The sequence below is a fragment of the uncultured Gimesia sp. genome (assembly GCF_937910335.1).
Taxonomy (GTDB): Bacteria; Planctomycetota; Planctomycetia; order Planctomycetales; family Planctomycetaceae; genus Gimesia.
In genome coordinates, this window is the sequence record NZ_CALEMX010000289.1 from 1 (window position 1) to 12899 (window position 12899).

Annotated in this window: 6 protein-coding genes; 3 read left to right on the forward strand and 3 right to left on the reverse strand. The window is 44.9% G+C overall.

Features of this window, described 5'->3' with window-relative positions; genetic code table 11:
• The 3 genes from Q0668_RS11685 to Q0668_RS11695 form a co-directional block, all read left to right on the forward strand.
• Positions 1 to 5099 (forward strand): Ig-like domain-containing protein (locus tag Q0668_RS11685; RefSeq protein ID WP_298864589.1); only part of this gene is annotated, 5099 nt, incomplete at its 5' end.
• 383 nt (positions 5100 to 5482) lie between these two features.
• Positions 5483 to 5839, forward strand: coding sequence for a DUF3467 domain-containing protein (locus Q0668_RS11690; RefSeq protein WP_298864591.1), 357 nt, complete (start codon positions 5483 to 5485; stop codon positions 5837 to 5839).
• A 503-nt stretch (positions 5840 to 6342) separates the two neighbouring features.
• Positions 6343 to 9222 carry a 2-oxoglutarate dehydrogenase E1 component gene (locus tag Q0668_RS11695; RefSeq protein WP_298864593.1) on the forward strand — a complete coding sequence of 960 codons (2880 nt, stop codon included), beginning with the start codon at positions 6343 to 6345 and terminating at the stop codon, positions 9220 to 9222.
• Between the two features lie 32 nt (positions 9223 to 9254).
• On the opposite strand, the gene fhcD is transcribed toward Q0668_RS11695, so the two are convergent.
• From fhcD to Q0668_RS11710, 3 genes are all read right to left on the reverse strand, one after another.
• Complete coding sequence (gene fhcD / locus Q0668_RS11700; RefSeq protein ID WP_298864596.1) at positions 9255 to 10169, reverse strand: formylmethanofuran--tetrahydromethanopterin N-formyltransferase; 915 nt, start codon at positions 10167 to 10169, stop codon at positions 9255 to 9257.
• A gap of 173 nt (positions 10170 to 10342) precedes the next feature.
• Positions 10343 to 10981, reverse strand: coding sequence for a response regulator transcription factor (locus tag Q0668_RS11705; protein ID WP_298864599.1), 639 nt, complete (start codon positions 10979 to 10981; stop codon positions 10343 to 10345).
• A 1-nt stretch (position 10982) separates the two neighbouring features.
• Positions 10983 to 12899, reverse strand: a 1917-nt coding sequence (locus tag Q0668_RS11710; RefSeq protein ID WP_298864601.1) for a PAS domain S-box protein, incomplete at its 5' end; no start/stop codon positions are given.

A 12899-nucleotide genomic window follows, 5' to 3' on the forward strand; every position in this document is an offset into this window, starting at 1 on the left:
CTGCTGTGATTACTTATACGTACAATGTAATCGATGGTCTGGGGGGCGTAGTTGCCCAGACGGCGACAATCACAATCAATAGTGTGAACGATGCTCCGACCGTGAGTGCTGCTGTGAGTACGACAGCAACGGAAGATGCAGCCGGGTTCAGCCTGGATCTACTGACGAATGCGAGCGATGTAGACAATGGAGCTGTTCTGAATATTTCCGGTTTGATGAATACCGGTGGGGACGATTCTGGGATCACGGTGAACGGTAATTCGTTGGATATCGATCCGAGTGCTTATAATCACCTGGCCGTAGGTGAGTCCGAAGTGATTACTTACACGTACAATGTGATTGATGGTCTGGGTGGGGTTGTGGCTCAGATGGCTACAGTCACAATTACCGGTGTGAACGATCCTGTCGTCGCCGCTGATGATGATGTGATGACCGATAAAAATACACCTCTTGTGATTGATGTGAGGAGTGATAATGGTAATGGCGAGGATCTTGATCCAGATACGAATGATGATTTAACTGTGACTCACATCTCGGATGCCTCCATCGCAACGGCACCTGTTTTTGTGGAGACCCGATTCGATTTAACATCGGGGGCATTCCTCACTCTTCATGCAGATGGGACAATTACTTACGATCCAAATGGGCAGTTTAATCATCTGACGACCCCTGCTCAATCAGAAACAGACACGTTTACCTACACGATCAATGACGGACACTCTTCGACGGATACAGCGACGGTGACTGTGACCATCACCGGGAGTAATGCAATTCTGGAACTGAGCGATCCTATCATGGATTTTTCAAGTGATGGTCTGATGACAGAAGTCATTGACCTTGATAATCACTTTGATGATGCGGATGCCGGTGATACAGTCACCTATCAGGTTGAAGACGTAAAATTAGTGGGGGGGGACTCATTTGTATTTCCCGCTAATTTTTGGTCGGATAATGCATTTATCTCCGGCAGTGACTTAAACATTACCTTTAGTGCTTACGCATCAGAACAAGTTCGACTACCGGTAGAAATTACGGTGAGAGCCACTTCAAGTGACGGACTTTCCCCGGATAAATTAGATACATTCATATTAACCCCTGATCCTCAGACGACAGCAGAAATTCGTCTGATCGCCCGGCCAACCGCGTCTACAGGCCGCGATTTTTCTGGTTTCCGTGCTGAGAACCCTGGTTCAGGAGCTGGAACTTTCATGCTTACGAATGGCATGCAGGAATTGAATTATTCGCTCTTTTTAGGTGACTTTTCTCTGGACCTTGATGGGACAGATAATGGGGACCCTAACGATGATTTGAAAGCAGTCCGGATTATTGATACGGCTAATGGCAATGCAGTCTTGTTTACGCTGTTCCATTCTTCAATGCCAGACGATGATCCTACTGTGGACTCGATCAAGGATATACTGGCCGGCACCTTGACGACTGGTGAAGGATTAACCGGTAGCATTATCGATAAGCTTTACAACGAGGAATTAGCGATTGAATTAGAGCAAGGTTCCGGTTTCAAGAGCATTCTAAGTGGTGGGAATATTCTGTCTTCACCGGAAGTGGATGAACTCAATAATCTCCCCACATCAACGACTCAGGCTGTGCTTGGTCAGGAGTATGTTGTTGAAATCTGGCTCAGTGATCAACTGGCTGAGGTTTTAGCAGGTCAAACAACTGAATTAACTGATGTCACCTCGATCCTGTTTGATCTTCTTTGGGATGATACTACCGCTTCGTTTGGAATAAGTGGTTCTGTAACAGGCGGTGCTTCAGCTTTTTCACAAACACAATTGCCCACGTCTGGTGCCCCGGGTGAACTTACAGGATTTGGTGGAGTGACGTTCACACCCGGTTTTGCGGATGGTAGCTATGCCCGCGTTGGTTATGCAACGTTTAGGGCAGATGGACTGGCTTCAGATGTAGATCCGGTAGAGTATACAATAGATGCGAATGCCTCAGATCTTGTTTTAACTCGTGGTCAATCCATTGACCTGAGTCAGATTTCCCTTGTCGGGGCATCTGTTACACACATAGCACCATCAGAGTTCTTTATTCAGACAGATCAAAGCAGTATTTCTGTCACAGGAACGATCGACGTTGGTAGTGGTGTCATCCTGAATCTGGATCCACAATCAGTTGGTTTAGACAGCACCAGTCTGAGCGGTCGACTCGATATTGTTGTGGATGATTTTAACAATCCCACTACGATTCAAATTGTTGATTCGACTGTCGAGGTCAATCCAGCGGGTGAGGCTCGTCCAGAACGTGATGCTACGGGAACCTTCAATGATTCCGATTTAGCTGATTTTGGTTTGAAGGGGCGTCAATTGATACCTGGGTCTGATGGTCTATTATCCATGGCAATCCGTGATTCAATTGCGACTGTCTTTTCCAGCGAGCAGGCACTCAGCATGGGGGGGCTGTTTGATATTACCGAGGACTGGACTCTGGACAACGGTCAAATCGATTCGATCGTTACGTTACCCAATGAATTTGTGATTAATGACAGTTCAGACGTAGCCAATGATTTGACAATGACGTATTTCGATCCGATGATTGCAGCTCCCGCGGGTTTGTCTTCCTGGAATCAGGCAAAACTAACTGAAACATCAATGGGATCAGGAATATTTGAACTGATTGTTCCCGTCAGTCGTACGATGAGCTTTACGACTTCAGGTGGCGAAGATGTGGTTTTGAACTTTGTGGGTTCTGTGACATCGATGTTCAACACAAATCAATCAGATCAGTTTGGCGAGACGATTGCGACTGCGGAATCAACTGGATTGACTTCTGCGGCGCCTGGAACTGAGGTCTATCAGGGCATCATCGGAAATAACAGTGTGATCGCTGATCCATTGTCGGATGTGGATATGTTCCAGGTTCAGTTAAATGCTGGCGATACAGTCATTGTAGATGTGGACGCCGACATGTTTGAAACAGGCCTCGATAGTGTGGTCCGCATCTTTGATGAGGACGGGAATCGAGTTGCTTATTCAGATGATCATCAGGCTCCGGATGAATTTTTGTTCGATTCTGGTGATTTGGATTCATATGTTGAATTCACCGCTTTGACAACTGGAAACTACTATATCGGACTCAGTGCATGGAATTTTGATTTAGATGATCCGTCCACACCCATCGACTATGATCCGGAAGATGCTGCCGGTCGTCCGACTGGTGTTGATGAATCTGGTGTTGGTAGTTATGACCTGACGATTACCGTAACGGATGCAATTGCTCCACCACTGCATGGTACTGTTTCTGCTGATGTAGAAGAGCCTCTCACCGATGGAACTGCCGTTGATCTGATAGTCGTTCGCAATCAGACGGAAGTTGATTCACTGGGTCGTCTGGACGCTTTACCGCGCAGCGATACCTGGATTGATGAGTGGAGTTCTTTCTGGGTTGAAGTCTACGTAGAAACCGCAGATGCCAAGGGTATCACAGATGCAATCGTTGATTTGAACTATAACACCGATTTCTTTACCGCTACCGCCATCGAGTTTGGAGCCCAGTTTGCTGGAACGGGGAATGCCGTGATTGATGATGCGACTGGTGTCGTGACATCCATAAATGGAATTGCCAATGGTGAAAAAGCCGGCAATGCTAAGAAAGCCTTGTTGGCTCGCGTGAAATTTGAATCATTGGAGCAGGATGATGTTTCGATTAACTTCGAAGATAAATTCATCGGACCACATGCTTTAGGGCTTTCACTCAGTAATGTCAGCATCAGTCTGACTGACGATGCAGTCACTAACGTGATTGTCGGTGATGCTCCTGAAACAGACCTGTGGGCGATTGCCTATGATGTGAATGATGATGATACCATCAATTTCCGTGATTTGATGATCCTGGCTTCCGTCTATGGTCAAAATGTTCTTGATACGAACTCTCCTTATGTTTGGGCATTGGATGCTGACAAGAGTGGATCAGTCAACTTTAAAGATCTGAGCTATTTTGCAACCAACTATGGTGTCAGCAAAGGGGGAGATCGAGAAGTTGTTTATCCTGCAAACTTCCTGCAACGCTGGTATGGAAAGACGACAAATATCTCGGGTGATTCATCCATTGATGAAGTGATGGATGTTGCGTTGGGAATGTGGCAGGATGCATTGGGCCTTGAACAACCACTTGATGTTCAATTGGTAATTACCGATCTGGGTGGTACTCAGCTGGGTGAAGGGCAAATTACTGCCGTCGATGAACAGGGGCGTCCCATTGCCGGAATCGTCACTCTGGATGACGATGCTGCCGGCCTGGGCTGGTATTCTGATATCGACACCACCGCCTTTGGTGGATCTGATCTGGAAGGGGGAGTCGCTTACACCGCCGATGGTAATTCTGATGCAGCCGGTCATTATGACCTCCTCACAGTACTCTTGCACGAAATTGGTCACGTTGCCGGATTTACAGAAACGTATGCACCATTCCAGAGTCATGTTGAATCTGGCGTGGGCGGGACTTTGAGCTTTGTTGGAAGCGGATTCGAAGCCACACTGACTAATGATGGCTTGCATCTGGACGAGACAGTTCATGCCGGCGATGTCATGAATGCGACGCTGGATCCGGGAGTTCGAAAATTACCTTCCATACTGGATGCACTTATTCTGCAGGCCGCACATGAATCGGCGGCTAGTGGAAACTTTGAGATTCTGGTTGGTGTGAATGCTCCGTTGATGGCCAATCTGCCTGCCAAGCTTGAGTCTGAAGCGACCAGTACTTCAAACGTTTCTCGTAGAGGAACATTGTTAGAGTCGGTAGCGACTTTGGAACCAAGCGTTGTTACCATTTCCAACAGCTTGACAGAATTGAATGAAAGCAGTCTTCCACAGATCAATCTGACGTTAAACCACTTAAATCTCAATTCATTAGAATTGGGCCAGGATGAGTTGGACCTTACAGTTTTGGAAGATTTCAGCGATGAACTGCTCAGTGATCTTCGTCTTAATGGGTTGGCAATTGTTGATTCGGGAGAAACAAGCGGATTTGAAGAAACAAGTCTGAATGAAACGGATCTGGATCTGACAGGATTCAGTGAACAGCTTGACGCCGGGTTTGATGATGTCTTCTCTGATTGGGCAGGTCCCATTCTTTAAGTTCGCATTTGATAAAGTTCGTTTTTATCTAAGCCCTGATGGTGATCTTAGAGATTCCATGAGGGCTTTTTTATCCCAGGTTTCACGAAATGGCTGCTGTAGGGAGACTGGGTAGTTATGTTGCGTTTTGTCAACATACAGTCAATTTCGTTAAGCATGGATGGCAGTCTTTAAAGAGTTTGGAAGTCTAGCCTTTCTTTTCTTGAATAGTGAACAGCGTGATGGTATGTTTCAGGAGTCTTAGAACAGGTCAGGACATCACTTTTAATATGGGGGTTGAGCTGCTTTTTCAAACAGGCAATTTTCAATCCAAATCAGTTCAGGTCCCAATTTCTGGAACCAATTACTTCTTAAGAATTTGTTAGATTGAGGAGAAAACAAGCGTGAGTGCTAAAAAAGATGACAAACCAGCTGAAGAAACGCCTGCAGCACCAGAAGCAGCCGCTCCAGCTCAGCAACAGCAACAGGTCAAAGTGAATGACGATAATGTCTCAGCCAGCTATGCCAATTTCTGCCGAGTATCCAGTACTCCAGAAGAATTGATTTTGGACCTGGGATTAAATCCACAACCGCTGGATCCAGCCAACACAGAGATCACTGTCGGTCAGCGTGTTATTCTGAATCATTTCACAGCCAAGCGATTGCTCAGTGCCCTTTCTATGGCTTTACAACGCCATGAGCAGGCCTTCGGAGTCTTGGAAACAGATATCCGTAAGCGTGTTGTAGGTCAAAAGTCTTAGTGTTGACACACGTCAGTCTTTGACTAAATTTACATCCAAAACCGACCCGATGGAAAAATTCATCGGAGTCGGTTTTTTTTGTGCGCCAATTGAGTGCCTTAATTTTCAATTTCGAGCAGGATTGATTTGGGCCTGCCCATAACCTATCTAAGCATTTTTAACGGACGAGAGGCCTTGTCAGGTTCGTTGGATGTACTTGAGAGTACTTGTGTGCATCGCGACCTTGCCTGGGGCGCACTCATACCCATTATTCTGATTTTTCCTTTGATTTTGAATAAAAGTTTAGCATCAATTGAGTAGGAAAGGGAAAATGAGTTTGGTAACTTTCATACTGACAGCGCAAGTCAACTAGAGTGGAGAGCTTCAAATCTCTGATCTAATAAGATATTGTAGAAGAAACATGTTTAGAACTTGTTCTCGTGGCAGAGCATTTGATTTAAGTGTCGAGTAGACATTCAAATTGCATTGCCCGGAAGTTCGTCTCTAAGCCCGGAGAGGGCGAAATGCTTGATAAACAAGATGCTGCTTCATCGTACTCTGATGGTAATGGTCACCACGCGAGTCAGTTGCCGGAAGAGATTGTTAACGAAGTAAGTTCGGAATCGTTGACATTTGTCGAATCTCTGTATTCGAGCTATCTCGAGTCTCCAGGCTCAGTCTCTCAGGAATGGCAGGACTACTTTGCCAAATTTCCATATAAACTCACTCGCCAGGACCGTAAGCCCAATTTCAGTCCCTCATTCAAACGTCATACTATGTTTAATCCTCCCGGAAAGCAGAACTCGGGAGGATCTGACCGTCAGAAAATGAAAATAGCTGATCGTCAGGAACGTCTGGATCAACTTATCCGTAATTTTCGAGTGCGGGGACATATTCTTGCTTCTTTAGATCCTTTGGGAAAAAGTAAGGCTACACCTGCAGAGTTAATGCCCGAATTTTATGACTTTTCGGAAAAAGACTACGATCGTATCTTTTCCACATCAAACTTTGGTGGCCCTTCTCAGCGCACTTTGCGCGAGATGATACAATGGTTACGTAATACGTATTGTCGTTCGATTGGTGCCCAGTTTATGCACATCGATAGTTTACACGTGCGTAAGTGGCTACAAAATCGAATGGAAAGTTCAGCTAACTTTCTCAAATTTGAACGCCCTGAAGCGTTGCGGATCTTGGGTCGTTTAACAGACGCGGTTGTATTCGAAGAATTTATTCAAAAGAAGTATGTCGGATTAAAAAGTTTCTCGTTGGAGGGCGCAGAGAGTTTAATTCCACTGCTCGATCTTGCTGTTGAGAAAGCTGGTGAACAAGGAGTTGATGAGATCGTGTTCGGCATGGCGCATCGCGGCCGTCTGAACGTACTTACGAATGTCATGGGAAAAAAGCCGCGTGAAATATTCCGAGAATACGAAGACTCGGTTCCAGAGATGAGTGTTGGTCGTGGCGATGTCAAATACCATCTGGGTTACAGTTCCGACTGGATGACTGAATCAGGACACAATGTCCACCTAACCCTTTGCTTTAACCCAAGCCATTTGGAGTTCGTCAATCCTGTTGCAATGGGACGCATGCGTGCAAAGCAAGATCGCTGGGAGAATATCGACCGAACCAAGGGAATGGTTTTACTGATTCATGGGGATGCCGCGTTTGCTGGAGAAGGTGTAGTCCAGGAAAGCTTGAATCTGAGTGAATTAAAAGGATACCGCACGGGTGGTACAATTCATGTCATTGTCAATAACCAGATTGGTTTTACGACCGACCCTAAGCAGAGCCGGTCATCAACATATGCAACTGACGTTGCCAAAATGTTGCAGATCCCCATTTTTCATGTGAATGGTGAAGATCCGGAAGCGGTAGCACAAGTTGTCAGGCTGGCAATGGATTTTCGAAAAGAGTTCCATCGCGATGTTGTCATCGATATGTATTGCTATCGTCGACGAGGTCATAACGAAGGGGACGAGCCTTCCTTCACTCAGCCTCGTATGTATGAGACGATCAGGAAACATGACTCCGTTCGGGATAGCTTTTTACAACGCATGCTGGAGCGCAAATCAGTCACTCAAGAAGACGGTGACCGTTTACGAGAAGAGAGTATTTCGCACCTTGAATCAGAATTGTCTGCTGCTCGCGTAGAAAACTATCCTCACACTGTTGAACTGCCGGCAGGAATCTGGGCTGGTTATCGAGGAGGTGCTGAGCTACCTGCAGACCAGATTGATACAGGAGTTCCAGAAGAAAATTTGAAAAATCTTTTGTTAAAGCAGACTGAATTTCCCGAGAGTTTTACACCGCATAAGAAAATTCAAAGATTATTAAATATTCGAAAAAACATGGCACAAGGAGAACGAAGGCTGGACTGGGGCGCAGCAGAGAGTCTGGCATTTGCTTCACTGCTGACAGAGGGATATCGAATTCGAGTGAGTGGCCAGGATGCACAGCGTGGTACTTTTAGCCATCGCCATGCAGTTCTGCATGATGCCAAAACAGGGAAAAAATATACGCCTCTCAAGCATCTGGTTGAGGGACAGGGAAAATTCGAGATTGTAAACAGTCCGCTATCGGAGGCAGGAGTTCTTGGCTTTGATTATGGATATAGTTTAGATTGTCCTGATGGTCTGATTATCTGGGAAGCACAGTTTGGTGATTTCTGTAATGCTGCCCAGGTAATTATCGATCAGTTTATTGTCAGCGCTGAAGATAAATGGCAGCGCTATAGTGGTATCGTGCTTTTGTTACCTCATGGATTCGAAGGGCAGGGGCCCGAACACTCCAGTGCCCGCTATGAACGATTCCTGCAGATGGCCGCTGAAAATAATATCCAAATTGCAGTACCAACAACACCGGATCAGTTTTTCCACTTGTTACGTCGTCAAGTAATTCGCAAATGGCGCAAGCCTTTAATCGTCATGACACCCAAAAGCTTACTCAGGCATCGTGACGCCGTTTCCAGCTTCCATTCAATGAAATCGGGATCATTTTACAAAGTGATATCCAATACAACGAATGTGGATCCCACGCAGGTAAGTCGCATATTACTTTGTAGCGGGAAAATCTACTATGATTTGAATGAGCATCGTAAGCAGGATGAACGTGATGATATTGCCATTGTTCGTATGGAACAACTTTACCCTGTTCCAGAACAAGACCTTGAACAAGCGCTGGCTCCTTATCCGGAAGGAACCCCCGTGTACTGGGTTCAAGAAGAACCCGAAAACATGGGGGCCTGGCGATTTCTTTATTGTCACTTCAAAGGAAATATATTTGGCCGTCATCCTTTAAAAGGCATATATCGAGCTGCCAGCGCCAGTCCAGCAACGGGATCAGGTAGAAGCCATCAATTCGAACAGGAAATGCTGATCTCTGAAAGTTTCAGGGCTGAGGACTAGGTTGTTTTCTTAAACTGTTTGTATTAAAAGATTTATTTGATTAGGTCTCGTAGATGAAAATGGTGTTTGCCCAGCTTCCCTCCATAGTTACCGGCTGTGATTTGCATGACACCGGGTTGTTGGCTAACCGTTTTCAGTCCGGTTTGCATTGACTGTTGCACCGCATCAAATGAGTCGCCATCAATCACGATCTCATAAACGCATCCTGTTCCTTCAGGTAAGTTTGAATTTGTCTGTGCGCGAAGTGTGGGACAATAAGCATCATTGGTACTCGCCTTTAATTTGGAATATCGTGATCCAACCTTGCTACCACTTCTGACGATCCCACCAGGAAAGGGGAGTATCGTCTTTTCTATTTTCTGCATGGATGAAACGGCCGCTTCAGTAGCAAGCAATCCACTTTTTTGGTCTGTGGCACAAATCAAGAGGTTGCCACCTGCTACGCCTTTAAACGTACCAACCTGATCTTCACAAACGAATTCACCGTCCATTACCGGAATTCTCCAGAGCCGACGATTATCCCATTTTTTTGAAACTTGAAAGCCGTCGCCAAAAAAACGTAACTGATTTCCCAGGTTAATATTTTTATCTTTTCCCGAATCGGGAACTCCTGAGTAACATGCTGTCGTAGGACAGGTGAGAATACATTGCCCAACTCGATTGATCACTGCTTTTTCCAAAGCAGACCGACTGAAGGCAAACATCATCAAACTCACTCCAGGACGTCCATCAGGGCTTTCGTTTGCTGTTAAATACTTTTCAATGCCTGCTTCCGCATCGCAGGCAATCACACTTGTGGCATACCCACACACTTCAGCAGCCGCAATCTTGACCCAGGGCACTGTCAAAGCAGTTACAATAATTCGAGTTCCTACAGTTGTGAACGCTTCTGCAAACGTGTCACAGACAGGAACGTCATTCAATGTCAATTCAGATTGAGTGTTCAAATTTGTTCCAGTCGAAATGTAAAATTTGTTTGTAATGCTCAGGGAACATTTATGATTATGGATTTGATAGTGATCCGTCCACTGATTTGCTCAAAGTCAAATGATTGTTGAGTTCTTTGATTGAATCGACTGATCGTTGAAGTAGCGAGATGCATTTGTATGTGAGTTGCACTCTAGTTGTTGAATTTCGGTGCACAGTGTCCTTTTATTTGCAGATCCATTTGAATCAGTTTTGGAACACTTTTGACTTTCATTTTTTTCATGATTTTTGCACGATGTGCTTCCACTGTTTTGAAACTGACGTTCAACAAATCAGCAATTTCACGACTGGAAAGTCCAGCTACTACATGTTCCATTACTTCATGTTCTCGACGTGTCAGAGAACTTTTGCGTTCCACAAGTTCTTTATTTAGTAAACGGTTCTGCTTGGATTCAATATCGCGTTCTATTCCTTTTTGAATGTAATCCAGTAAGACTTGATCACTAACTGGCTTCTCCAGGAAGTCAATGGCGCCTGCTTTCATGGCGCGGACGGCCATCGGAACATCACCATACCCTGATACGATAATTACGGGAATGTCATACCCCCGTTCTCTGAGTTTTTCTTGTAACTCTAAACCACTCATTCCCGGGATTCTGACATCAAGTACCAGGCAGCCGGGGGAATCGGGCAGATAACTCTGCAAAAACTCGCTTGCCAGTTCGAAAGTTTCTACTTTTAAACCCACTGACTCAATTAACCATCGCAATGACTTTCGAATCGCAGGGTCATCATCAACTACGAATACGGTTGCTTCTTGTTGCATTACCATTTCAGGAACCACGGTTATAGTCTCCATTGGTTATCGGAAGAGTAATAATAAAACTCGTTCCATTTTGATTTCTGCGAGGGAATAGCTTTCCTCCATGAGTTTCTATGATAGTTTGGCTGATGGATAAACCGACGCCTAGCCCTTTTTGTTTAGTAGTGTAGAAAGTTTCAAAAATAGATTCTTCTTCGCCTTTTTTCAAACCTACACCACTGTCTGTTACACAAATAATCAGATTTCCATCATCCTGCTCTGATTCAATAACCAGTTTTCTTTCACTTGCCGGTAACTCCAGCATCGCTTCAATGGCATTTAATAATAGATTGACTAAAACCTGTTCGATTTGAATGGCGTCTCCAGTTGTTACCAATGGTTTCTGGTTCAATTCCAAATGCATGGAAATGAAATTTCTCTGGATTTCATGTTCGAGGAGAGAAATGGAATTCTCAATCACCAGATTACAATCTAGAGGTTTATGTTCTACTTCACTTTTTTGGACATGGCGGCGCAGGCGTTTGATAGTCTCGCTGGCCCGTTGAGCCTGGCGAGAGATTTCTTCCAATGGTTCGACCAGATTGTTAAGGCTGGTTGTCTCAGAGCGAATTCGTCGGATACAGCCATTTGTATAATTATTAATGGCAGCCAGTGGTTGATTTAGTTCATGCGATAATTCTGCAGCTAGTTCTCCCATTGTTGAGAGACGGGAAAGATGCGCCAGTTCAGCACGACGTCTTACTAACTCTTGTTCAGCTTGTTTTTGTTGGGTAATGTCAGTTGCTATGACCATAGCGGCAAAGATTTCTTGGTTGCTGACCATGGCCCCCACACGACATGAATAGAACGTTTTTTTTCCTTTTGTATTAAGTCCTTCAGTTTCCATGACCTGAGCTGATCCGGTCTCAAAAACATTTTTCAAGATTGATTTTGCTTTGAGAATATCACTTGGCTGCATGTAGTTAAAAATAGAAGAACCGATGATTTTTTCGTATCCGGGTGAGGCAATATGATGGTTGATGTAAAGAATGATTCCGTCAATATCCAGAGTTAAGATTGTGTCGGGTGCATTAGTTACCAGAGATCGCCATCTGGCTTCTGTCTGTTGCAATGCACTATAGAGGCGATTTCGTTTTGTGTATTCATCGTTCAAAACTTTATGCGCGTGTTCCAGTTCGGCGGTTCGGGAAACGACTCTTGCTTCCAGGTTCTCATTTAATTTCTCAAGTTCTTCGAGTGCTGAATGCTCTCTGGTCACGTCTTTGACGCAGGAAAGCAAAAATTTTTCTCCACGAAAGTAAATCTGAACTGCAGATAGCATGGTACATAAACGGGTCCCGTTTGGGATTAGAAAGTCAAAATAGAGTTCGCGCGCTGTTCCCTCATTGATGACTTTTTCAATCATTTCCTTTCGTTTTTCGTTACTAGGCCAAAAGCCAATATCAAATGCACTTCGTCCGATAATTTGATCTCGATTGCACTGCAGTGCTGTTAGGAAATTCTGGTTGACTTCAACGAAGATGCCCGTATCGATCTCCGTAATACACATGGCAATAGGATTTACCTGGAAGATTTTACTGAATCGTTCTTCGGATCGCCGCAGTTCTTCCTGTGACAAAACCTTCTCTGTGATATCGATAGCCACTGACAGGACACCGTTAATTTTGTTGTGTTCATCATAAAGTGGCGTGTATTCGACATCGAGAATAAGATCACCAATGGTTCTTACATGTTGCGATTCTTCTCCACAGAGTGTTTGTTGGAAAAGTGAAATTATCTCCGGGTCATCCGGGAATTCCTGAAAGATCGACTTTCCTAACCAGTCTTCCGGTCGAAAACCCTGTTTCTTGAGACCACCACCTTCCGATAACGTTATGATTCCATCTCGATCAATTACCCAGATGATCAAAGGTGTGTAGGATAGGAT